Below are 24,867 nucleotides of genomic sequence, written 5' to 3'. Positions count from 1 at the left end.
TTACATCATACCGCCCATACCACCCATTGGAGGCATTGCAGGTGCGGCAGCATTTTCTTCTACTTTGTCAGCTACGATTGTTTCAGTAGTCAATACAAGAGATGCAATAGATGCAGCATTTTGAAGAGCAGAACGTGTTACTTTAGCAGGATCCACAATACCAGCTTTAACCATGTCGATATATTCTTCAGTCAATGCATTGAAACCTACGCCAGCTTCTGTATTTTTAACTTTTTCTACTACAACAGAACCTTCAAGACCAGCATTGTAAGCGATTTGACGAAGAGGTTCTTCTACTGCACGTTTAACAAGGTTAATACCTGTTTGAACGTCACCAGTTTCTTCTAATGTATTCAATGCAGGGATGATATCGATGAATGTAGTACCACCACCTGCTACGATACCTTCTTCAACAGCAGCGCGAGTTGCGTTCAATGCATCTTCGATACGAAGTTTTTTATCTTTCATTTCAACTTCTGTAGCAGCACCTACTTCGATAACTGCAACACCACCGGATAATTTTGCAAGACGTTCTTGTAATTTTTCACGGTCGAATTCAGAAGTTGTTTCTTCTACTTGTGCACGAATTTGGCTAACGCGTTTAGCAATTACGTCTTTATCGCCTACACCATCGATGATTGTAGTTTCATCTTTAGTGATGCGAACTTGACGAGCTGTGCCAAGGTCTGTAAGTTCTACGGAATCAAGTTTACGGCCCATATCTTCAGTGATTACAGTACCACCAGTCAAGATAGCGATATCTTCAAGCATAGCTTTACGACGGTCACCAAAGCCAGGAGCTTTTACAGCTACTGCTTTAAAAGTACCACGCAAGCGGTTTACTACCAATGTAGCCAATGCTTCACCTTCTACATCTTCAGCGATGATAAGAAGTTCTTTACCTACTTTTACCACTTTTTCAAGTGTTGGTAACATATCAGCGATAGCACTGATTTTACGGTCAGTAATCAAGATGTATGGATTGTCCATAACAGCTTCCATGCGATCAGGATCAGTTACCATGTATGGGGAAATGTAGCCACGGTCGAATTGCATACCTTCTACTACGTTTAATGCAGTTTGCAAGCCTTTGGATTCTTCTACAGTGATAACACCGTCGTTACCTACTTTTTCCATAGCTTCAGCAATCAAACCGCCGATTTCTTCATCAGCAGCGGATACGCTTGCAACTTGAGCGATTTCAGCTTTACCGGAAACTTTGATAGAACGTTTTTTGATTTCTTCAACCAAAGTTTTAACTGCTGTTTCAATACCTTTTTTCAAGATCATTGGGTTAGCACCAGCTGCTACGTTGCGCATACCTTCTTGAATCATAGCTTGTGCCAATACTGTTGCAGTAGTAGTACCATCACCAGCTACGTCGTTAGTTTTAGTAGCAACTTCTTTAACTAATTGAGCACCCATGTTTTCAAATGGATCTGGAAGTTCGATATCACGAGCAATAGTTACACCATCATTTGTGATTGTTGGGGAACCGAATTTTTTATCCAATACAACATTACGGCCTTTTGGACCTAAAGTAACTTTTACAGCGTTTGCCAATTGATCAACGCCACGACCTAAAGCGCGACGAGCTTCTTCATTAAACAAGATTTCTTTTGCCATATGTATTACCTCCTAGATAATAACAGTATCTAATGTAAGGGAATGTATATGCCCGCAGGCAATATAAAATGTATCAATAGTATGTTAAGCTCTATGCAGCTATATTAGCTATTATAGTACTGCTAAGATATCGCGTTCGCTAATAATCAAATGAGTAGCGCCATCGATTTCTAATTCGCTACCAGCATATTTTGCGAACATAACAGTATCGCCAACTTTAACTTCTGGAGCTACACGTTGACCATTGTCATAAACTTTACCAGCACCTACAGCTACTACAACACCTTCTTGAGGTTTTTCTTTTGCTGTATCAGGAAGGAAAATACCACTTTTAGTTTTTTCTTCTTTTGCTTCTAAACGGATAAGAACGCGGTCAGCTAATGGTTTTAACATATGATGTCACTCCTTATTTACTAGTAATTATTTACAATTTATTAGCACTCTAAGTTACTGAGTGCTAATCACATGTATTATTATAACCTATGACAAAATAAATGCAAGCAGAAATTTTGATTTTTTGACTTTTTACTTTTTATTTGATTTAAAACGTAAAAAAACTAGTATAAGTTTTGATACTTATACTAGTCTTTTATCTATTTTGTAACTTGATTAATTACTGCTTTGCAAATATTAACAATCGTATCACGTTTCTTCATACTTAGTGCTCGAATACGATTATAAGCTTCCTCTTCAGATATAGAGTATAGCTCCATCAATATACCCGTCCCCTTTTGAATGATTTTACGAGCTTCTAATGATTGTTCCAATTCTACCATTTTTTCACGTAACTGAGCATCACTATTATATCGACCTAATGCCATCTCTAAGGTTGGAACCAATTGTTCTTCACGGACAGGCTTTATTAAATAGCCATATACGCCTGATTCTCTAGCTTTATCAATTAAATCCTGTTGGCTATAACTTGTTAATAGTACTACAGGGGCTTCATGGTGAAAACCAATTTGGCGTGCTGCTTCAATACCATCTAATTCCGGCATTTTTACATCCATTAAAATAATATCAGGCTTATATTCTTTACAAAGCTTGATAGCTTCAACGCCATTAGTACCTTCTGCTACTACTTCATGACCACAGGATTCAATAATATCGCGTAGATCCATACGTATAAGGGATTCATCATCCACTATTAAAACGCGCATTTACTTCTCCTTCTTCATATGTATTGTCACTAGTACACCAACATCTGTATTTTCAATAGATAGCTTACCTTTTAACTCATGGGCAACCAAATTATTTATTATAGTAAGTCCTAATCTCCTATTTGAATTAATAGAGAACTCTCGGGGCAATCCTTTTCCTGTATCAGAGAAAGCCAGTGCAATATATCCGTCTAATTCTGTAACGGTTAAACGAATTTCTCCGTTTTTACCATCTAAACCATGTTCAAGACTATTAGTAATTAACTCATTAATTATGAGGGATACATAGCTCGCCATATTTGAGGAAATCAATATATCCTCCCCACTATAGGTAAAGGTTACCTCTTGATCTTGTCGAACCATACTCATACGCAACAAACGGCATAGCTCGTCATAGATTGACCGAATACCAATATAATCCTCATCATAATGGGAAACAATATCATGAACTAAAGCCATACTTTCAATACGATTAATTCCCTCTTGCAAAGCTTGTTTAACTTCAGGCAAGCTAGAGCGTCTTGCTTCCATACGCAACAAACCCGCTACGGTTTGTAAATTGTTTTTCACACGATGATGAACCTCTTTAATAATAGAGTTTTTTACTAGTAATTCTTGTTGCTGCTTACTTTCACGCGTACAATCATGAAGTACGAGGAAACAACGCGTTTCATTACGCCCCATGGCAATAGGAATCATATGTTGCCGGATTACCATATCTTGATAAATTTCTTCACTAGTATATATTGTTCTATCATCCAATACTTGTTGTATGGCGGAAATTTTTAAGGTACTACTGAAAATTGATGAACCTACTAGTCGTCTATCAAAACCTAATAAATCTACTAATTGTATAGCGGCCTCATTACCATACAGAATTCTATGAGAATCATCAAAGATAATTAAACCGTCAAAATAGGAAATTGGCTCATACGATTGTATTTGTTCGTCTGTAGCAGTCAACATGAGCCGTTGCATAGTATCAGATAAAGTATATTCTTGTTCATATTGTTCTATCTTGATAGACGGAGACAATGTAAAGGAAATACCACCAATAATACGGCCCCCATTGTCTACAACTGGAAAAACATGTTGACGCTGATCATACTCACTACCTATAAGAGGTTGACCATTTTCCAACATAGACTGCCAAGTATGATTTCCTTTTAATTGTCGAGTAACAATACCTTGATCACTACGTTCAATACAGAGCATATCAGTACATTGCTGCATATCACCTTGTGATTTCTCTAAGAGAGGCGTAAAAATCTGTATCCTTTGACGTGTCAACGACTCGCCAAAGGATATAAGTTTACTAATATGCTCAAGTAATGAGGTTTGTAAGGGGCCTAATGGTGTTGTATTCAAAATATCTTGACCAATATCCACAATCAATCCTCTTTCCAAGATACATGACCAATTTCTACACTTGGTTTTGCATTCAATGTTAAATCGGCAAATTTACCAGCTTGTGCCATGTAATAAGCACGACATCCAATCATTGCCGCATTATCAGTAGATAAGATTTTATGAGGCTTATAGTATGTAAAGCCTTCTTCCTTACACATAACCTCTAAGGCTTGTTGTAACCCCTTATTAGCAGATACGCCACCCGCAATGGTAATACGCGTTTCACCTAATGTATGAGCTGCATCTTTCGTTTTTTCAACTAATACATCAACAATAGCCTTTTGAAAAGATGCTGCTACATCGGCTTGATGAATAGATTCATTCTTTTGTTGCTTGCTATTTAAATAATTTAACACTGCAGATTTCAATCCACTAAAGCTAAATTCAAAATTACCCGGCTCACTCAACGCCTTTGGAAATTCAATAGCATCTGGATTACCTTCAAGAGCTAGAGCATCGATGTGAGGTCCACCGGGATACGGAAACCCCATAACACGAGCAATTTTATCAAATGCTTCACCAGCAGCATCATCGCGAGTCTGACCAAGGATATCAAACTCTTCATATCCTTTTACATGGACTAGCATTGTATGGCCACCAGATACAACGAGGCTCAAAAATGGCGGTTCCAATTCAGGATTAGCTAAGAAATTCGCAAAAATATGGCCTTCCATATGATGAACTGGTACCAAAGGAATACCTGTAGCAAAGGATAATCCCTTCGCAGCAGCAACCCCCACTAATAGAGCACCTACTAATCCTGGTCCATAGGTAACACCAATATGGTCGATATCCTTTAAAGTTACATTTGCATCATGCAATGCTTGATCTATAACAGGTATAACTTGTTCTATATGATGACGTGAAGCAATCTCTGGCACAACGCCACCAAATTTTCTATGAATAGGCACTTGGCTAGAAATAACATTAGATAAAACGGTGCGTCCATCCTTTAGAACGGATGCAGATGTTTCATCACAACTACTTTCCAAGGCTAATGTGTATATACTCATTCTATTTCCTCTGATACGAGAGACATAATATAAGCATCCTCTTTTGGCTCTGAATAATAGTCTTTACGTATTCCTTTTACAGTGAATCCTAAATTTCTATACATTGCCAAGGCAGGCAAATTAGATATGCGTACCTCTAAGAAGATTTCATGCATACCTCTCTTAAAACATTCATCTATTAATTGTTTAGTAAGTTTTGAACCATATCCCTTGCTACGAGCAGAAGGAATAATGGCAATATTAGTTATTTGACCTTCATCGTATACGAGCCATGCCCCTGCATAACCAACAATACTATTATCTTCACAAATAACCATGTACAGTTTATTATCTGCCCCTTCAAGTTCTGCAGTAACTGATTCCAAACTCCATGGAACAGAAAAGGACTGTTGTTCTATATCATAAATAGCTTGAGCATCATTTATGGTTGCCAAACGAATCTCCATTACTCTGCACCTGCTGCTTCAGTCACTACAACTGTAGGATTTTGATTTAACATTTCAAGATTATCCTTATGTCGTTCTTCCCACAATACCTCAGCCTCAGAGCGACGGATATAATAAGGAACCATATCCATAGGATCAGATGTCTCTTCACGCTCTATGAATTCTCGTCCTGCTATGAGTAATGAACTGGCTTTTGGAATACATTGAGAAATGTCTAAAATGGTCAAGTTCGTATCACTTTCATCCAAAAGCTTTTCAATACGCTTGATACCATCACCTAAGAATAGTACAGCTTCCTTAGTTTCTCTGAATTTTTCTAATAAATCACTCGCAGCAATTACAAAAGGTTCTTCTTTACATACTAGTTCATTATTTTCAAATCGATACAATCCGGCATATACATGCTTTTTCTGAGCGTCGATAACAGTACAAATTGTACGGTCTGTATTGGCTACGTTATGAGCTAAACTATCCATAGTCATGACCCCATATAATGGAATTTGTAATGCATAAGCCATTGCTTTTGCTGTACCCATGCCAATACGCAAACCCGTAAAAGAACCTGGACCGATACTAACTATAATACCTTTTAACTCATTCTTTTTAACTTGAGAGGCACGCAATAACATGTCAATATGAGGGATCAGTTGTTCAGAATGAGTTAATCCAGCTTGAATAGTTAATTCACCAATCAAGCTTTTTTTATCCATCAAGGCCACACTTGATACAAGTGAGCTTGTCTCAATTCCTAACCACATATGGGCCTCCTATTTCTACTAAGTTGTCTTCTGAAAGATACTCACTGCTTAATGTAATGGATCGACTTGTGTCATCAATACGAGTTAAGTATATCCATAATGTTTCATCTGGTAATTCTTCAGAAAATTTATCAGCCCATTCCACAATGGATACACAATCCTCTGTATATTCATAGAAGCCAATATTTTCTAATTCACTAATATCATCTAAACGATAGACATCAAAATGATATAAATGTGTTCTATCAACCTCATAAGTATTCATGATGGCAAAAGTAGGACTCGTAATCTCCTCAGTAATGCCAAAACCTTTAGCAATGCCTTGGGATAGATGTGTTTTTCCTGTCCCTAAATCACCAATTAAGGCGATACATAAAGGATTGCTAGTTTCTTTGACCCATTTGCCTAATAAATGCCCAAATTGTTGTGTATCTTCTACTGTATGTGTCTCTAATTGAACCTGTGCCTTATGATTCATGAAAATGATTATATCCTTTCGCTTCTATGGTCTTAATCATCTTATCAAGTGTTACCATCTGAACCTGACTTGGTCCAGATACAACTTCACCAATGATTGTAATGCCACCTAACTTTTCTAATTCAGGAAGTAATGATTTAGGTGCCGTAAATACCAGTTGAAAGTCCTCACCACCATACAATGCATAATCCACTGGGTGAGTATGCAAATACTGAGCTAATTCATAGGTTTCCTCATGGAGTGGTATTGCTTGTTCCTCTATCACAATAGATACATTGCTAGCCGTTGCAATTTCGTTTAACTCACTACCAAGACCATCACTAATATCATTCATACTATGAATTCCTAGTTGTCTCAATTGTTGACCTAGTTCAATTTGAGGATCTGGACGTTGATGACCAACCTTCGTCATATGATAGCCTTCTAAATTATATGATAAGGCTCCCAAACCTGTAGCAGCATAACCTACATAATTTGTAATGCCTACAACATCTCCAACCTTTGCACCACTGCGCATAATAGCAGAACCAGTAGGAACATCACCTATAATGGTAACCGTCCATACCATAGGTCCTTCCGTACGCACCGTATCACCACCAAGTATATTAAGATGATATCTTTTACATTGATCTTTTATGCCTCGATAAATTTCATCAAGTATAGCAGTATCAATATGTTCTGGTGCAGCAACAGATAAAACAATCTGCCTTGGCGTTCCACCCATAGCAGCTATATCGCTTAAATTAGCCGTCATGAGACGATAACCTACATCATAGGGCATCATATAATGAAAGCTAAAATGGACCCCTTCCACCATCGTATCAGTACTAATAAGTTGATCTGTTTTATCTGTAGTACTATATACTGCACAGTCATCACCAATCCCTGTAATCACAGTGTTTGGATCATGTATAGTATTGTCTTGAATGTGGCGAATGAAATTAAATTCCCCTACATCTTTTAATTGCATCTCATCACCTGGCTTCCGATTTATATATATATTGTATTGTAACATATATAAAAGACAACAAAAATAGCAGATAGTTGATATATCAACTATCTGCTATCCATGAGCCTAATATTATTATTTTTTAATTAGGTTTGTCATCCGTTTAACTGGATCTTTCGTATCAAAGGAGCCTACTGTAGTAACCTTTTTACCATTGCTAACGAAGAGAACACCATTAATATTATCGAAAGATGTCAATGTATTTACAATGGCAGCCATTTGTAATTTAACAGCTAAGTCCCCTCCATTACCTTTTACAAAAGCGTCATTCACCTCTACAGAAGCAATGCCATCCTTTACAGTAACGGATGTGATTTCAATATCCTTAGAGAATACTGGATACTTTTGTGCTCTATCAGCTTTTAACATCGCTAGAAGAGCCGCTTTAGGCGTTACTTTATCCGCCTCCATCTCAACGGTTGATTGTGTTACCCCTGAACCATCCTCTGCTGGCACAAAGAAGGCCATCTTAACCATTTCTTGAGATGCTTTTGTTGTTTCTGCATCCTTATTGACTTTCGTCTCTTGCACAGGTTCACTTTTACCTGTTGTAGGTGCTTGATTAGGTGTACACCCCGCTGCAAATGCAAGCAAACCTACGCAGAGGATCGACAGAACTTGTTTACGTAATTTCATCGATTAACCTCCAAAGTAACTAGCAATACCATTAGCAATGCGATTAGCAAAGTCTTCTTGTGTTTGAGGAGATTGCAATATACGTTCCTCATTAGGGTTGGAAATAAAACCAAGCTCTACAAGAACTGCAGGCATGTTGGAATGTCTCAACACATATAAGTTACCTTCTTGAATGCCTCGGTCACCATTAAAACCTGGAACACTAGCAATTTGAGATTGTACCTTTTGTGCTAAACGAGCATCATTACCTGTTTTAGTATAGTAGTATGTTGCAATACCACCAACACTTGGGTTGTTAAAAGCGTTAATATGAACGCTTATAAGAGCATCAGAATTGCTGCGATTTGCTACATTAACACGAGCACCCAATTCATCAACACCACTTGCATTAGGACCATATACATCTACGTCTGTAGTACGAGTCATAAGTACTTTAGCGCCACGATTTTCTAGAGCTTTTTTCAAGTACATAGAAATCGGTAGTGTAATATTCTTTTCTTGTATACCATTTGGTCCAACGGCACCAGAATCACTACCACCATGACCTGGATCAATAGTAATTGTTTTACCAGATAGACCACCGCTAATAGAATAATTGCCGGATCCTGTAGGCATATTTTTTGCAGGATGTGCAGAAGGAGATGGACGCTTACCATAATAAGCAGGTTTAGGTGCCACACCTTTTTTCTGTACATCTACAACGATGCGATACGGTTTCTTAGTAACCGTATCTTTCTTCAAGGAAAATACCTTTACATCACTCGTATCGATAGATGAAGGTGTCTTGATTGTTACCTTCACATCTCTGCCATCTTCTGTGAGTCTAGCAGAACTAGCTATGCTAGAATCCATATTAATATTTGCTTTAGCAGTTTTTAGCTTTGTGTTCTTTAAGGTAACAGTCGTAGTTTTCCCATCTTTGCTAATCGATGCAGACGCTTTCACCGGTGCTGATAAATCCATCACCATACGAACATATGGTACCGGTGCATCAGTTCGTGTCACCCATCGAGCATCTTCAAGATTAGCTGCCTTTGCTTGAGTCAAGAATAGTGGTATCGCCATCAAGACAGCAAGGCACATAAAAAATAGTTTACGCAATACATTCACTCCAATCTAACTGACATACGTAGTGTCCAAACCATAGAGATGAGTCGATGATATCTTTGTGAATCAAAGTCTCATCGTTCCAATCTATCCATAAACTAATGTTAGATTATAGATAGATTATTTCATATAAACATGAAGATTAGTATGCGATTACACATATTACTATACAAAGTCCTTATATAGTACTCACAAAAATCAGTTGCTTAAAATTATTTTTTGTGCTATATAATCAACACTAACGTTCAGTTGTAATTTGCCATTCATTCCCATCCGTACTAATGTGAATACGTCCCATCGTATCTGTACGGTAAATGGCAATATTATTCTCCTGCAAGCGACGTAATGTTACATCGTGAGGATGACCATAACTATTATACATGCCATTCGAAATTAATGCACTTTCTGGTTTGATAGATTTCAAAAAATCTTCAGAGCTACTTGTGCGAGAACCGTGATGTCCTACCTTAAGAACGCGAGCAAATAGTCTAGAGTTCTGCTCTTTTATGAGTTTTTTCTCTTCTTGTAATTCTGCATCACCAGTAAAGAGCATAGAGAATTTACCAAAAATTAATTTACCTACAATAGAGTTATTATTAAGATCTGGAGCCCCTTTTTTATCTGTTAAAGGTTCCGCCCATGGCGCGTATACTACAAATACAGCACCATGACCAAAATCAACTACATCTCCACTACGCAATGTAGACCGTTGGATTTTATTTTTATCAATCCATTTTTCATAGGTTTTATACATATTATTATCAACAGAAATGCCATCATCATACACATGTTCAATGGGCATAGCTTTCGCAATAGCATAGAAGCCACCCATATGATCAGCATGTGGATGTGTAATGATAATATTTTTTAACTTAGTAACACCCATAGATTTTAGCTGAGCTACAATATTTTCACGATGCTCTATGTCACCTGTATCAATCATACTATATTCATCGCCAACCTTAAGCAGTATAGCATCCCCTTGACCGATATCTAACATATATACGTCTAGATGACCTTCAGGGTTCGTTTGCTTAGTATCGATAGAATAGCCTTCATTTGTACTAGAACTAGTCTGAGATGCAGCATTAACTACATCTTTATTCGTACATCCTGCAATAGCAAAGATTGGAATACATAGCACTAATAAAAAAGCTATAAAGCGTTGTATTTTATTTGTCATCCTTATTCTCCCAATAATTCACTAATGACACAGCCTATAGAAGTACTTACATCACTAGGTGTATATCCCCAAGTTTTCGTATCACTTAGTATATCTGCACTGCGGCTATGTACATAGACCCCTAAAATGGCACTATCCTGTAAGGAATAGCCTTGGCTGATAAAGCCTGCAATGACTCCGGTTAATACATCCCCCATACCACCAGTTCCCATACCAGCGTTTCCGATAGTATTAACATATACTGTACCATCAGGTAGTGCTACAACAGAAGGAATTCCTTTTAGAACAAGCACTACTTGATGAGCCTTAGCAAATGCTCTTGCCAATGTAATATAGTGACGTTCAATCCATTTTATAGGTAAATCAATAAGTCTACTAAATTCACCTAAATGAGGCGTCATCACGCAGTATGGTAAATGTCGTTTCATCTTATATATAGACTCAACCTTTCCATCTCGCAATGCATCTTTATCTACAACCCCCACATGACCTAATGCATATAATGCATCAGCATCAATAACTAAAGCCCCTTCATAGCAATCAATAACATGATTTACTAAGTCCGGAATATCTGTAGTACGCCCCAAACCGGGGCCAATAGCAACTACTTGACGACCTTCATAAAGAGCGTGATTTTCATTGATAGAAGTAACCATCACTTCCGGTATAATACGTCCTTGTACTACTCGTTTAATTGCCTCTGGAACACCTAATGTAACTTTACCCGCGCCACTATGAACAGCAGCTTCTGCAGCCAACATAGGGGCTCCTACCATATCACTAGAACCACCGAGAATTAATGTATTCCCATTCACACCCTTATGAGCCATTGGAATGCGATAATTAATTAGTGTTGCTGCTAAATCTGAATCAATCGTTAACGTACTATCACGATTAACTAACACTTGTTGCCAAGGCGCTCCTAGAGGTGCCACAATAACGGTTCCCCCTACAACCTTACCAGGATACAATAACAAGCCTTGTTTAATAGCGCCAAAGGTAACCGTATAATCATACTCCAATGTTCCCTCTGAAATTTGACCAGAAGATGCATCTAAACCTGCAGGTACATCAATAGCCCATAAATCAAAATTATATTGACTACGCATGGTATCTATATCGTGTAATATATCTATTGTCGTATCTCGAAGACATCCGGTTAACCCGGTTCCCATAATGCCTTCTACAACGATGGATACATTTGACCAATCATTAAATTCATCATACATATCGATGATACAACCCATTGATTCACAACGTTCTAATTGAACTCTAAATAAGTCACTACATTGGCTTATATTTCCTACTATAGCAATCTGCACAGGTACACCTTGCTCTAATAGATGACGGGCTGATACAAGACCATCGGCTCCGTTATTTCCTGTACCACAGATAAATAGAACAAAACTGTTAATAGAGTGTGCAGTATCTAATGAAAACAAGTCATACTCGCCCCACAAAGCGTCTACGATGCCACGTCCTGCATTTTCCATTAAAATTTCTAAAGAAACACCTATCTGTTTTGGAACCTCTTGATCTATAAATCGAGCATCTTCCGTTGTTAATATTTTCATCTTATGCTCCTTCAAGAATAACTGTACTCATTGCATATGCTTTGCAATGACTAATTGACACATGTAAATTAGTATAGCCTGATATTTCATAAATTTCTTTGAAGGTATCTTGTAAACGAATTAAGGGAGCCCCTAATTCATCATGACCAATTTCTATATCTTGCCATGATCCATGACGCATTCCCGTTCCTAACGCTTTAATGAAAGCCTCTTTTGCAGCATATATGCCAGCATAAGACTCATAACAACTCTTCTTTCGGCTTTCACAATAATCAATCTCATGAGGCGTATACACACGATCACGAAATGATTGCGATTTCTCTATAGCTTGACGGATGCGGTCAATTTCTATAATATCATTCCCTAATTTCATAATAACTCCTAAATCAACCTAACATTTATATTATACACTCTTAAAGTGGATAAAAACATAGATAATATCTAGGCATTTAAAGAGAATGGTAATGTGGGTAGACTATAAATTTCTACCTTACCGTTACGGTTAACCGCCACATACATCTGACCATTGCGATAATCCATATCCTCTACTTCCATTCCTGAAGTATAAGGGCTTATATTCTTTACTACGCCTTCATCATTGACGAAAACGAAGGTCGTTAAGGTTGTAAAAATAGTGTTACCATTGGCAGCATAAGCGCCATTATTATTTAAATCTGTATGCTCTGCATCAATCTTATAGGTTTTTATCTTATTAAAATTAGAGTCATAGTAGTTAATAGTACGATGAGAGTTTGTTAAAGGCACAATCGATACATATTCGTTACGCTCTTTATCATAGGCAAAATTAAATACCTTTTCTTTTAATTTAATAGGTACCTCAACAATCATACTATCAGCTTCAATAGGTGTAACAATATATCCATCTACAACAGCATTAGTCGTATAGTAACGATTGTTATTCGGATTATATGTTAAAGTATTCATATGACCTAACAAACGTTTTTGACTATATTCATACTTAGCAACTACTTGCAACGTTGTAGGATTAATTTCATAAATAATTTGCTTTGTGTTATCAGCATTTATACATGCGAGGACAAATACATCTTTCTTTGAGTTATAACAAAAGCCTTGGCACTGATTAACAGAACTATCTAATGGTATCTCAGCCAATCGTGTTAACGGTAAAGGCATTTGGACAGCACTTACAGGTTGTGCAAGCTTTGGTATATCAAAAACATTAGCAATATAATTAATCACACCTTGATCCATATTATCACCTCAAGCTAACAAAAATATATACAATCGTATATTAATTCATAAATATAAATATATAAAAAATAGGCGGTAAGACAAAAGTCTTACCGCCTAAAATTGGTGCCGGAGGTGGGACTTGAACCCACACGGTGTTACCCGCTTGATTTTGAGTCAAGTGCGTCTGCCATTCCGCCACTCCGGCGTCTCGGAACATTTGTTATTATACAGATATCCCAAAACAATGTCAACACATTTTTTATATTTCATCTAAAATATTTTGGACCGCTTCCATACCGATATCACATTGTTGCTTCCACGTAAGAGCTACACCTGTTATATAGCCTTTACGAGCATATTCTACATCAGTTGGAACACTTTCAGCACCATAATCTAGCTCGCCTGCCAACCAATAGTAATCTTGTCCTCTTGAGTTAATGCGAGCATCAATAATATTGCTATAAGTTTGTAAACCTTGACTAACCATTTTAAAATGATCCCAATCGCATACGCCACGTAACGGAAAGTTTACATTTAATAGGCCATCAAAATTCCCTTTCACATAAATTTTTTCTATCAATTCATGGATAAAGGGATGCATTTCATCCCCTCGTTCAGGAGAATATCGTTCCACAGATAATGCTAACCCTGGAATGCCATAAAAACAACTTTCCATAGCAGCAGATACAGTACCAGAATATAGCACATCTGAACCCAGATTAAAGCCATGGTTAATACCTGAAATCACAAGATCAGGCATATCATCAGTCAATAAATAACTAAGGCCAAACTTCATGCAATCAGAAGGAGTTCCCGTTAGAGCATAAAGGCGAGGATTTTCATCCTCGCCATTGTACGCGTCTAATTTTAAAGGAATCTCCGTCGTCAATGCATGGGATTTAGCACTTTGCTCATTTGCAGGTGCTACAACGGTAATTCGATAATATTGACTTAAGTACGATGCAAGACGACGTAAACCATCTGCTAAAATACCATCATCATTACACATTAAAATATGCATAGTCACTCCTAAAGATTCTATTTTTTATTCTTATTCATATTGCCCATACGTGTTAATTTTACGTCATTCAAACCAACAGCTCGTGTATGTACTGTATGAGACCATTCCTTATTATGACGACGGAACCAACCTAAAATATTTACTGGAACCCAAGAGTACACAAAAATTGGATATAACAAATAGTAGAACCAAATTTTAGGTGGTACCTTAATTTTTAACAACACAATAAGTGGGAACAAATATTGACCAATACCGATAATTTGCCATACAGACATCGGCATAATTTGATACAAAATATTTGTATAAATCGGCACATATGCATTGATATATGAAAATACTAAATATATAGTTGTCAACAACAAGAAATAAGGCTGACTAACTTGTAAAATACCATCCAAAATAACGATATTACCTTGTTTAATACCTGCGGCAAATAATTTAGGTATATATCGATCTGCACAATCAAATTGACCTTGTGCCCAACGTAAACGTTGTTTACAAGAAGCCATCATAGTCGTAACCTTTTCATCGTATACAATGGCATCGTGAGCCCAAGTAGTTTTAAGGCCATGTGTTAATAACTTCATAGAAAATTCCATATCCTCAGTCAAGCTATTACAATCCCAGCCATATTCACGGATGATAGATGTACGTATACACATACCAGTACCACCTAGTGCAGTGGATAATCCAATTCGGTATTTTGCCAAATGCCACATATGATTAACCATCCAAAACATGATAGAAAATGTACCGGCAACCCAAGAATCTGTTGGGTTTTTAGAGTTTAAGTACCCTTGAATTACAGACTCACCTTTTTCAAGATGATCATTCATTTCTAACATAAATTGAGGATGTACTAAATTATCGGCATCAAAGATAAGAAAGGCATCATATTTCCGATCCATTTTTTCCACACGATCAAACATCCACCCCATGGCATAGCCTTTGCCTACTTCTTCTTTATTGAATCGTTCATGTACATTAGCACCTGCAGCGCTTGCCACTTCAGCAGTCTTATCTGTACAGTTATCGGCAACAACAAAGATATCGTACAACTCATCAGGGTAATCCAAACTACGTAAGTTTTTTACTAACTCACCAACTACCGCTTCCTCATTATGAGCACACACAACGATGGCAAAAGAATTTTTAGGGGTATAGTTTTTATGTACTCGAGACCGCCACATACCAATTACGGCGAGCACAAAATAATAAACCGTATAAATTACGATTATTACCTGCATAGGGATCAATATCAGATCCAGTAGGTAATTCATACTATTATCCTCCACACACTTATTTACGTACTATATTTAACGCCCCATTAATGAGACCAAACATCACATAGCCTGCAAAAATCATTACTGCCCATGTATGCCAATCATATACGAGACAAGCTACAACAAAAATGGCAGTAAGTACAATGGAAAGCTTATTAATATAGATTGCAGTTTTACCTTTGAAGTCTGGATACTTGACTTCACTAACCATTAAGAAGCCAACACCAATCATACAAACCACCAATACAAATTGAGGCACCGCTACACCACTCAACACGTAGGTAGCCGCCAAGCAACCTGCAGCTGGAATTGGCAACCCTTCAAAGTAACCATGAACTTCTTCAGTTTTAATGTTAAAGCGAGCAAGACGGAATGCGCCCAATACAGCAAATACTAATAATGGTACATAGGCAATCCATCCCAAACCATAAAGCTCTTTCATATATAACATATAAGCTGGTGCTACACCAAAGCCTACAACATCTGACAAAGAGTCTAATTCACGACCCATAGGTCCTGCCACACCTAAAGCTCTCGCTACACGACCATCTAAGCCATCAGCAACTAAGGATAATAGTACACAAATAGCAGCATAGAAGGTATTCCCTGTAGCAGAGAATGTGATACCTAGAACACCAAAAGCTAAATTAGCACTGGTAAATAAATTTGGAATAATAGATTTATTCATGACGCAACCTCCCGATAACAGTATCTCCACCTGTAATATGTTGACCTTTTTCCACGAACAATTCTACATCCTTATCCATGTAGATTTCAGTACAAGAACCGAATTTAATCATCCCGTACAATTGACCGCGTTCAAGCACACTATCGAGATCAGTCCAAGATACGATACGACGCGCTAAAAGACCTGCAATTTGTGTTACTAATACGGAAGTACGAGTATTTTCAATACAAATAGTATGACGTTCATTTTCAAACCCTACACTATCTTTAAACGCAGGCAAGAAACTGCCCATCGTGTAGTGACGGTACGTAATTTTACCATCAATAGGCGCACGATTAGCATGTACGTCAAAAACAGACAAGAAAATAGTTACTTTTTTACACTCTTTATGTAAGTAAATATCTTCGTATACATCAGAAATATCCATAATTTTACCATCCGCTGGAGATAAAATTAAATCTGGATCTTGAGGGATTACACGTTTAGGATTTCTAAAAAAATTGACGAAAAATAATGCCAAAATAAATGAAACAATCGCAATTACATAATGTCCTAAAAATCCTAACACCACCGTGATAATGAGCATAGCCCCTATCAGTGGAAACCCTTCCTTAATTATTGGTCCTGTAGGCACGATTCAACACTCCTCTATTTATTTCTAATAACGGTCCACATAAACTTCGGAATGGCCAACATGCGGCCAATCCGTTGAGGTTCTAAATATAATCGATACAACCATTCGAGACGATTGCGTTGCATCCATTCTGGGGCCCGAGGAATATTACCAGCCAACACATCAAAGGAACCACCAATACCAATAGCAGCAACTCCATCAAGGTGACTCAATTTTTCTGAAATCCATTGTTCTTGCTTTGGTACTCCTAAGGCAACAAAAACTAATTTTGCCTTAGACTCACTAATAGCTTTAACGATTTCTTGTTCCTCTGCGCTATCGAAAAATCCGTCATGAATCCCTGCTATATTTAACGGTCCAACTTGAGCAGATAAATTATCAATTGCTCGTTGAGCAACACCAGGCGCTGCCCCTAAGCAGTATACAGGAATTTGCCTGTCAGCCGCAACTTTAAATAATCGTTTTGTTACGTCTACACCAGTTACGCGTTCAGGCACATGTTCTCCTTGACGCTCTGCAGCCCACAAAATGCCAGCCCCGTCTGGAACGACGAGACTAGCATTGTTCAATATGGTGTGCAATGTAGGATTTTCATTTGCCAACATAACCATTTCTGCATTAGCCGTAGCCACTAAATGTAGCCCCGGCTCTTCAGTTAATTGTAAAATACGTTGGACTGCCTCATCCATTGTTACACAATCGATAGGCACAGATAAAACAGAAATACGTTTATTCAATGTAATACTCCATTATCAACCACTATAATTTGGTGCTTCAACGGTAATGCTTACATCATGCGGATGACTTTCTTTCAAACCAGCCGCTGTAATTTGAATGAATTGAGTATTTTCAATCATTTCTCGGATGTTATGACATCCGCAATACCCCATACTTGCACGCAAACCACCAACCATTTGGAAAATTGTATCAGCCAACATACCTTTATAAGGCACGCGACCTTCTATACCTTCAGGAACTAATTTCTTAGCTTCTGTTTGGAAATATCGATCTTTACTACCAAGCTTCATAGCACCTAAACTACCCATGCCACGGTATACTTTATAGGAACGGCCTTGATAAATTACTTGTTCCCCAGGACTTTCATCAGTACCAGCTAAAATATTGCCCATCATAACTACATTGGCACCAGCCGCAATAGCCTTAGCAATATCGCCAGAATATTTAATGCCCCCATCAGCGATGATAGGAATGCCATAGAGACGACCTACTTGAGCAGATTCGTAAACAGCAGTAATTTGAGGTACCCCAATGCCAGCAATAACGCGAGTTGTACAAATAGAACCAGGTCCAATACCAACCTTAACAGCATCTGCACCGGCTTCAATAAGAGCCTCTGTACCAGCTGCAGTAGCCACATTACCTGCAATAACAGGAATATGAGGATAAGCTTGTTTAATTTCCTTTATTGTACGTAATACCCCTGCAGAATGACCATGTGCTGTATCTACAATAATTACATCGGCCTTTGCAGATACAAGTGCATCAAGGCGATCATATAAATCTTTAGACACGCCAACTGCAGCCCCCACTAATAGTCGACCACTGCTATCCTTCGCAGCATTTGGATATTTTGTCGCTTTTTCAATATCTTTTATAGTAATTAAGCCTTTTAAGTTGCCATCGCCATCTACGAGAGGTAATTTTTCAATACGATGTTCACTTAAAATTGCTTTCGCCGCCTCAAGAGATGTACCTTCTGGTGCAGTAACAAGAGAATCTTTTGTCATGCATTCTCCGATTTGACGAGTTAAATCAGTTTCAAAACGCATATCACGATTTGTAATGATCCCCACTAGTTTACCATGTTCTGTTATAGGCACACCAGAAATTTTATATTTTTCCATAATTTCTGCAGCATCAGATAGTAAATTTTGAGGGCTTAAAAAAATAGGATCAACGATAACACCATGTTCGGAGCGTTTTACCTTATCAACTTCATGAGCTTGTTCTTCAATAGACATATTTTTATGAATAACACCAAGGCCACCTTCACGAGCCATAGCAATAGCCATACGGGATTCAGTAACTGTATCCATCCCAGAACTAATCATAGGGATATTCAATGTAATGTCACGAGTTAATTGAGTTTTTAACTCTACTTGATGTGGTAGCACATTAGAAGCTGCTGGTACTAATAAAACATCATCAAAAGTTAGTCCACGCATACCGAATTTATCGTCTCTCATATTTAATTCCTTTCCGTATAATAAAACAAAACTACGACCCGCCTAGTCCACATGGACTAGGCGGTCAGTCGTAGCTTAGCGTTCAGACCGCAAAATGCCGCCTTCCATATAATCATCTTTTTTCATGTCTACGAAGATAACTTTTACTGCATCAGCAGGTACATTAACGATATCAACCGCAGCTTTAGTGATAGCTTCACCTAATTGTTTTTTTTGTTCTTTTGTGCGCCCTTCAACGAGCTCTACATGAATAAGTGGCATATTGACCTCCATAGATGAAAAATGAAATAAATTTGTTTGTTCTATTATACGGTATGAGGAATAGATACACAAGGGAAAAACCCAGATAAAATCTAATATTATCGCTACTTATGTACTTATTATTCCTACCTCTTAATTATACAATATTCTAAGAAATTTTTCACCAAATCTTTTTTCTAATTCTTCTTTCATTACAGATTCAAGTTTTTCTATCCCATATTTACTAGCAAACTCTAGTACATCCTTACGAGCCTGTACTAGAATTTCAATATCTTTAATAATATTGGCAACCCGTAAATCAGGTAATCCTGATTGAGCCAAACCAAATAATTGACCAGAACCACGCAATAATAAATCTTGTTCAGCTAATTCAAAACCATCTTGTGTCTGCTCCATCAATTTTAAACGCTCTTGGCTTACATCATTTTTTGAATCACTTACAAGAATGCAATAGGATTGATGAGAACCACGACCTACACGGCCTCTCAACTGATGCAATTGAGATAGGCCAAAACGTTCTGCCCCTTCAATACACATAATAGTCGCATTTGGTACATTAACGCCAACCTCGATAACTGTAGTAGAAACGAGTAATGAAATTTCGCCCTTATGAAAAGAATTCATCACTTCATCCTTTTCACTTGGTTTCATACGACCATGTACAAGGCCAACCTCATAGGCCTTGTAAAAGTACTCTTTCAATTCTAAATACAATTCTTCAGCTGCTTGTAAATCTAATTTTTCTGACTCCTCTACTAAAGGGCACACCACATAAACCTGACGTCCCTCTGCCATTTCCTTGCCGAAGAATGTTCTTAATCGCTCCTTATACGAGCTATCTACAGCATAGGTTTTAACAGGTTTACGTCCAGGTGGCATTTCTTTGATTAAGGACACTGCCAAATCTCCATATACAGATAATGTCATGGTCCGTGGAATTGGGGTGGCCGTCATGATAAGTACATGAGGATATGTCCCCTTTTGTTGCAATCTCGCCCGTTGCTCTACACCAAAACGATGTTGTTCATCAATAATTACAAGACCTAAATTATGGAAGTTAACGCCTTCTTGAATCAGAGCATGAGTACCAATGATCATATGAATCGATCCATCAGCTAATCCTTCATAGATTCGTTCTTTTTCTTTTTTTGTAGTAGATCCTGTTAATAATTCTATAGTAATACCTAAGTTACCGCACACCTCTGTTATACCTTCGTAATGTTGGGCCGCTAATATTTCAGTAGGAGCCATCAATGCCCCTTGGTACCCATTTTCGATGGCTTTCAACAAACTTAAGGTAGCCACAACTGTTTTACCAGAACCTACATCACCTTGCAATAATCGTTGCATAGGACGCTCATCTTCCATATCAATGCGAATGTCCTCCAATGCATGCTGTTGATCAACTGTTAAAGAGAACGGTAAATTCTCTATACACTGAGCTATTAAATCTCCATTAGGCCCCATCTTAGGCCCTTTATGACATTGCTCTTTATTCCGCAACAAGGCCAAACCAGACTGCATAACAAACAACTCTTCATAAGCCAATTGATGACGCGCTTCTTCGTATCGCTCTGAAGAATCTGGAAAATGCATCATCTTAAATGCATCATAGCGACTCATATAATAGTGAGCCTCGCGAACCTCTTTAGGTAAAATCTCAGGTAACTCATGATTAGCTGCAAACCAATTACGCACCGATGAGCGCACCACAAATTGAGATACCCCATCAGCAAGGGCGTAAATAGGAACGATACCACGATCTGGCTCTCCACCGTCTCCCAAATTTTCTATTTGGGGCGTATTCATTTGCATAGACCCATATTGATATTCCGCTTTACCATATGCATATAGACGCTGCCCTTTTTTGTAAAAGTTCTTCTTATAGCCTTGGTTAAATAACACAATCTTTAAAGGACCTGTACCATCTGCAATGACTACTTCTAAGATAGACAATCGAGGGCGAGGACGTTTCTCTTGAACCGCTATAACATTACCTACTACGCCACCAGTCATGCCAGCTTTTAAATCACCAATGCTATAAATCGTACGGCGGTCTTCATAAGTTCTTGGGAAATACGTCAACAACGACGTAATGCTCATTATCCCCAACTTATGCAATTGTTTCTCTCGACCGGGACCAATCCCCTTTATGGTCGTCAACCGTTCATCCATAGAAACTCCTTTAAATATACGATAAACACGTTGGATATATCCAATTTCTGTATATCCTTGTGTAAAAGCCCACTCCTATCATAAAATAAGATATATAGTATACCTTATATTGTAGTATATTTCATAAAAAGAGCAATATGTACGATAAAAATACTTGCTTTAACTATGTCTTTATGATAATATACTTTTGTTATGTTATAGATTAAGCTTGGAGGTGGAAACTATGGCAAACCTTTGCGAAGTATGTGGCAAATCCACATCTAGCGGTATGAACGTGAGTCACTCTCACATTCGCACAAGAAAAACTTGGAAACCGAACATTCAAAGAGTACGGGCGGTTGTAGACGGTGCTACTAAAAAAGTTAACGTATGCACTCGTTGCCTTCGTTCTAATAAAATTACACGCGCGTAAAATAAAAAGTACATGTACTCTTTGGGGTTCTAGAGCCCCAAAAAAGCAGTTAGTTCTAATGAACTAACTGCTTTTTTTGTTATCTTATCATCCAATTATTTATAACGTAATATTTGGAATGTAATACTGTTTGAACAATTTAATAGCATATTGATCTGTTAAGCCTGCTACATAATCCACCACATCACGGGTAGAGTAAAACTCTCGATTACTTTCACATCCCTCCATATCATTAGGATGTTCCATAAAATGAGTAAATAAATTTTTAACCACGTGAGATGCCTTATCTCGATCAGGAATTAAAGCTGGCGCCAAATAAACGTTTTTAAACATAAACTGACGGAATAGATTCATTGTCATCTCTATATCCGCAGACATGGAAATAACAGGTTTATCTAAAGACTCCCTTACCATATCCTCTACCATGGCGGTAATCATACTAGAAGGAGTCATACCAAAGTGTTCACGCACTTCAAAAGGTAATTCCTCAGACGTCAACATACCTGCTCGTTGTGCATCATCAAAATCATGACACAAATAGGCAATGCGGTCTACAATACGAATAATTTGACCTTCCAAAGTGACAGGGATATGTGCCCCTGTATGACCTACGATGCCATCACGTACAGCAGTGGTTAAATTAAGACCTTGATGGTCACCATGCTTTTCTAAAACCTCAACCATACGCAAGCTTTGTTCATTATGATTAAAGTGACCAACCATATCACGCAACGCATATTCACCTACATGACCAAATGGGGTATGTCCCACATCATGACCCATAGCGATAGCTTCTACTAAATCTTCATTGAGTCGCAACGCACGAGCCACTGTACGACCTATTTGTCCTACCTCAAGGGTATGGGTCATACGCGTACGATAATGGTCACCTGGCGCAATATAGACTTGGGTCTTATGCTTTAAACGTCTAAAACATTTACTGTGAATAATGCGGTCCCGATCACGTTGAAAAGCAGTTCTAAGTGGATCGGGTGCTTCCTCCATATCACGGATGGCATCGCGGCTTTTTGCAGCATAAGGAGAGAGGAGTAACGCCTCCCTCTCCTCTATTTGTTCCCGTATATTCATTTACCCTCCGATGCACGGTTTTTATCGATCAATTGCATAACTAGAGATGCTGTTTCTTCAATAGATTTATTAGAAACATCTAGCACTTGGCAATGTAAGCGACGCATAATAGCTTTTGCATATTCTAATTCAGATTGAATACGCTCAATAGAAGCATAATTTGCTTCGTCTTCAAGACCGATAGCACGTAAACGTTCACTACGAATATTATTTAATTTGAATGGGTCAATAATAAGGCCCACAATTTTTTTTGCTGGAATTTTAAATAATTCCTCCGGTAATGGTACCTCAGGCACTAATGGCAAATTGGCAGCTTTAATCTTTTTGTACGCCAAGAACATAGATAATGGCGTCTTACTTGTTCTAGATACACCAATAATAACTACATCGGCCTTTTCAAAACCCGATGGATTTTTACCATCGTCATATTTTACGGCAAATTCAATAGCTTCTACCTTTTTGAAGTATTCTTGGTCAAGCTTATGAACCATACCAGCTGTCATACGAGGCTTTGTGGATGCAACAGTACCTACAGCATCGAGAACTGGTCCCATAATATCTACAGCAGGAATATTGTATTCCGCCACTTTTTCATGAAGATATTTACGTAAAGTCTCAGATACGATGGTATGACAAATAACATGATTACCACGTTTTGCATCTGCTATAATTTCATCAATTTGGCTTTCACTATCAATATAAGGAATACGGACAATCTCAATTTGTTCTTTATCATATTGACTCGCCGTAGCTCTTGCTACTGCCTCTGCGGTCTCCCCAAGAGAATCCGATATTGCATAAATAATTTTTTCTGCCATTCTATCAACCTCAATGTATGCTACATTCTAAAAATACTTTTGCTACCGTCGTTTTAGATACACGGCCCACAACCTTTAGACGCTTCTTGTTTTCCACATCCTCGCGAACAATAACAGGTAAACAATCCACCTCATACTCTATCATCTTTTGTGCAGCCTCTACTAATGTATCTGTAGGCTCCACAGTTATAACCTTACTAACAGGGGTCATAATCATAGATATAGGCATAGTGTGTGAATCAGTTTGCCCCATAGAAGCACGCAATAAATCCTTACGAGATACTACACCTACAAGGTAAGATTCATCACATACTATAATTGTGCCTACATCCTCAGTAAATATGGTAACAATCGTATCATACAAGCTTGTATCCCCATTGACTACGACTGCTTGGGATAATACATCACTTACCAGAAATGACTTTAATCGCTCAGCTGTTTGTGTTTCTTTTGAAAGCCCTACATAGTAATACCCCACATTAGGACGTGCATCAAGAACCCCTAACATAGTTAAAACAGATAAATCAGAACGCAATGCAGATCGCGTCACCTCTAAATGTTCAGCAATAGCACTACCTGTAACAGGTCCTTCTTCACGAACAATTTGAGCAATTTGTTCTTGTCGTTTCGATAATTTCACACGGTAACCCCCTTTCATCTCTGT

The 24,867-nt window shown here is 37.9% G+C and carries 27 protein-coding genes and 1 tRNA gene; 1 reads left to right on the top strand and 27 read right to left on the bottom strand.

Annotated features, from left to right (window positions below; all coding sequences use genetic code 11):
• The 24 genes from groL to recG form a co-directional block, all read right to left on the bottom strand.
• The gene (groL, locus tag RWP19_RS01905) at positions 1-1,626 is read right to left on the bottom strand and encodes a chaperonin GroEL (RefSeq protein ID WP_024066582.1); all 1,626 of its coding nucleotides are present in this window, start codon (positions 1,624-1,626) and stop codon (positions 1-3) included.
• A gap of 111 nt (positions 1,627-1,737) precedes the next feature.
• On the bottom strand, positions 1,738-2,019 hold the full coding sequence (groES, locus tag RWP19_RS01900) for a co-chaperone GroES (RefSeq protein WP_004696047.1): 282 nt from the start codon (positions 2,017-2,019) through the stop codon (positions 1,738-1,740).
• A 200-nt stretch (positions 2,020-2,219) separates the two neighbouring features.
• Complete coding sequence (locus RWP19_RS01895; RefSeq protein ID WP_314356255.1) at positions 2,220-2,786, bottom strand: response regulator; 567 nt, start codon at positions 2,784-2,786, stop codon at positions 2,220-2,222.
• Positions 2,787-4,175, bottom strand: a complete 1,389-nt coding sequence (locus tag RWP19_RS01890; protein WP_314356254.1) for a sensor histidine kinase — start codon at positions 4,173-4,175, stop codon at positions 2,787-2,789.
• Positions 4,176-4,177: 2 nt separating this feature from the next.
• The gene (gene tsaD, locus RWP19_RS01885) at positions 4,178-5,209 is read right to left on the bottom strand and encodes a tRNA (adenosine(37)-N6)-threonylcarbamoyltransferase complex transferase subunit TsaD (RefSeq protein WP_314356253.1); all 1,032 of its coding nucleotides are present in this window, start codon (positions 5,207-5,209) and stop codon (positions 4,178-4,180) included.
• Positions 5,206-5,655 (bottom strand): ribosomal protein S18-alanine N-acetyltransferase, encoded by a 450-nt coding sequence (gene rimI, locus RWP19_RS01880; protein ID WP_314356252.1) that lies wholly within the window; start codon positions 5,653-5,655, stop codon positions 5,206-5,208. The genes tsaD and rimI overlap by 4 nt, the downstream gene beginning before the upstream one ends.
• Entirely contained in the window at positions 5,655-6,413 is a 759-nt protein-coding gene (gene tsaB, locus RWP19_RS01875) for a tRNA (adenosine(37)-N6)-threonylcarbamoyltransferase complex dimerization subunit type 1 TsaB (protein WP_314356251.1), read from the bottom strand. The genes rimI and tsaB overlap by 1 nt, the downstream gene beginning before the upstream one ends.
• Positions 6,397-6,891 (bottom strand): tRNA (adenosine(37)-N6)-threonylcarbamoyltransferase complex ATPase subunit type 1 TsaE, encoded by a 495-nt coding sequence (tsaE, locus tag RWP19_RS01870; protein ID WP_314356250.1) that lies wholly within the window; start codon positions 6,889-6,891, stop codon positions 6,397-6,399. The genes tsaB and tsaE overlap by 17 nt, the downstream gene beginning before the upstream one ends.
• A complete protein-coding gene (gene thiL, locus RWP19_RS01865) occupies positions 6,881-7,861 on the bottom strand; it encodes a thiamine-phosphate kinase (protein ID WP_314356249.1) in 981 nt (326 codons plus the stop codon). The genes tsaE and thiL overlap by 11 nt, the downstream gene beginning before the upstream one ends.
• Before the next feature lie 114 nt (positions 7,862-7,975).
• Positions 7,976-8,536, bottom strand: a complete 561-nt coding sequence (locus RWP19_RS01860) for a GerMN domain-containing protein (protein ID WP_314356248.1) — start codon at positions 8,534-8,536, stop codon at positions 7,976-7,978.
• 3 nt (positions 8,537-8,539) lie between these two features.
• Entirely contained in the window at positions 8,540-9,637 is a 1,098-nt protein-coding gene (locus RWP19_RS01855; protein WP_314356247.1) for an N-acetylmuramoyl-L-alanine amidase, read from the bottom strand.
• A gap of 244 nt (positions 9,638-9,881) precedes the next feature.
• Complete coding sequence (locus RWP19_RS01850) at positions 9,882-10,826, bottom strand: ComEC/Rec2 family competence protein (protein ID WP_314356246.1); 945 nt, start codon at positions 10,824-10,826, stop codon at positions 9,882-9,884.
• A 2-nt stretch (positions 10,827-10,828) separates the two neighbouring features.
• A complete protein-coding gene (locus tag RWP19_RS01845) occupies positions 10,829-12,400 on the bottom strand; it encodes an NAD(P)H-hydrate dehydratase (RefSeq protein ID WP_314356245.1) in 1,572 nt (523 codons plus the stop codon).
• A 1-nt stretch (position 12,401) separates the two neighbouring features.
• Positions 12,402-12,773, bottom strand: a complete 372-nt coding sequence (gene acpS / locus RWP19_RS01840) for a holo-ACP synthase (RefSeq protein WP_314356244.1) — start codon at positions 12,771-12,773, stop codon at positions 12,402-12,404.
• 68 nt (positions 12,774-12,841) lie between these two features.
• Positions 12,842-13,633 (bottom strand): hypothetical protein, encoded by a 792-nt coding sequence (locus tag RWP19_RS01835; RefSeq protein WP_314356242.1) that lies wholly within the window; start codon positions 13,631-13,633, stop codon positions 12,842-12,844.
• Positions 13,634-13,736: 103 nt separating this feature from the next.
• Positions 13,737-13,820, bottom strand: a tRNA-Leu gene (locus tag RWP19_RS01830).
• 54 nt (positions 13,821-13,874) lie between these two features.
• Complete coding sequence (gene surE, locus RWP19_RS01825) at positions 13,875-14,636, bottom strand: 5'/3'-nucleotidase SurE (RefSeq protein WP_314356241.1); 762 nt, start codon at positions 14,634-14,636, stop codon at positions 13,875-13,877.
• A 17-nt stretch (positions 14,637-14,653) separates the two neighbouring features.
• Entirely contained in the window at positions 14,654-15,916 is a 1,263-nt protein-coding gene (locus tag RWP19_RS01820; protein ID WP_105085711.1) for a glycosyltransferase family 2 protein, read from the bottom strand.
• Positions 15,917-15,935: 19 nt separating this feature from the next.
• A complete protein-coding gene (pssA, locus tag RWP19_RS01815; RefSeq protein ID WP_314356240.1) occupies positions 15,936-16,607 on the bottom strand; it encodes a CDP-diacylglycerol--serine O-phosphatidyltransferase in 672 nt (223 codons plus the stop codon).
• Positions 16,600-17,241 carry a phosphatidylserine decarboxylase family protein gene (locus RWP19_RS01810; protein WP_295210391.1) on the bottom strand — a complete coding sequence of 214 codons (642 nt, stop codon included), beginning with the start codon at positions 17,239-17,241 and terminating at the stop codon, positions 16,600-16,602. Before RWP19_RS01810 ends, pssA begins: the two co-directional genes overlap by 8 nt.
• Before the next feature lie 14 nt (positions 17,242-17,255).
• Positions 17,256-17,978 (bottom strand): WecB/TagA/CpsF family glycosyltransferase, encoded by a 723-nt coding sequence (locus RWP19_RS01805; protein WP_314356239.1) that lies wholly within the window; start codon positions 17,976-17,978, stop codon positions 17,256-17,258.
• Positions 17,979-17,993: 15 nt separating this feature from the next.
• The gene (gene guaB, locus RWP19_RS01800) at positions 17,994-19,448 is read right to left on the bottom strand and encodes an IMP dehydrogenase (RefSeq protein ID WP_314356238.1); all 1,455 of its coding nucleotides are present in this window, start codon (positions 19,446-19,448) and stop codon (positions 17,994-17,996) included.
• Between the two features lie 75 nt (positions 19,449-19,523).
• The gene (locus tag RWP19_RS01795; protein WP_105089292.1) at positions 19,524-19,709 is read right to left on the bottom strand and encodes a 4-oxalocrotonate tautomerase; all 186 of its coding nucleotides are present in this window, start codon (positions 19,707-19,709) and stop codon (positions 19,524-19,526) included.
• A gap of 132 nt (positions 19,710-19,841) precedes the next feature.
• A complete protein-coding gene (recG, locus tag RWP19_RS01790) occupies positions 19,842-21,884 on the bottom strand; it encodes an ATP-dependent DNA helicase RecG (protein ID WP_314356237.1) in 2,043 nt (680 codons plus the stop codon).
• A gap of 223 nt (positions 21,885-22,107) precedes the next feature.
• Here recG and rpmB point away from each other — a divergent pair, with 223 nt between their 5' ends.
• Positions 22,108-22,296 (top strand): 50S ribosomal protein L28, encoded by a 189-nt coding sequence (rpmB, locus tag RWP19_RS01785; protein ID WP_005386334.1) that lies wholly within the window; start codon positions 22,108-22,110, stop codon positions 22,294-22,296.
• Positions 22,297-22,395: 99 nt separating this feature from the next.
• On the opposite strand, the gene RWP19_RS01780 is transcribed toward rpmB, so the two are convergent.
• The 3 genes from RWP19_RS01780 to RWP19_RS01770 are packed head-to-tail and all read right to left on the bottom strand — an operon-like array spanning position 22,396 to position 24,843.
• Positions 22,396-23,385 carry a deoxyguanosinetriphosphate triphosphohydrolase gene (locus RWP19_RS01780; RefSeq protein ID WP_314356236.1) on the bottom strand — a complete coding sequence of 330 codons (990 nt, stop codon included), beginning with the start codon at positions 23,383-23,385 and terminating at the stop codon, positions 22,396-22,398.
• On the bottom strand, positions 23,382-24,203 hold the full coding sequence (locus RWP19_RS01775) for a pyruvate, water dikinase regulatory protein (protein WP_295210232.1): 822 nt from the start codon (positions 24,201-24,203) through the stop codon (positions 23,382-23,384). The genes RWP19_RS01780 and RWP19_RS01775 overlap by 4 nt, the downstream gene beginning before the upstream one ends.
• Positions 24,204-24,213: 10 nt before the next feature.
• Positions 24,214-24,843, bottom strand: coding sequence for a helix-turn-helix transcriptional regulator (locus RWP19_RS01770; protein WP_314356235.1), 630 nt, complete (start codon positions 24,841-24,843; stop codon positions 24,214-24,216).
• Positions 24,844-24,867 lie beyond the last annotated feature (24 nt).

This window comes from uncultured Veillonella sp., from assembly GCF_963522475.1.
Classification (GTDB): Bacteria; Bacillota; Negativicutes; order Veillonellales; family Veillonellaceae; genus Veillonella.
Note: the sequence above shows the minus strand (reverse complement) of the source record. Positions and strands in the feature narration are given on the sequence as shown.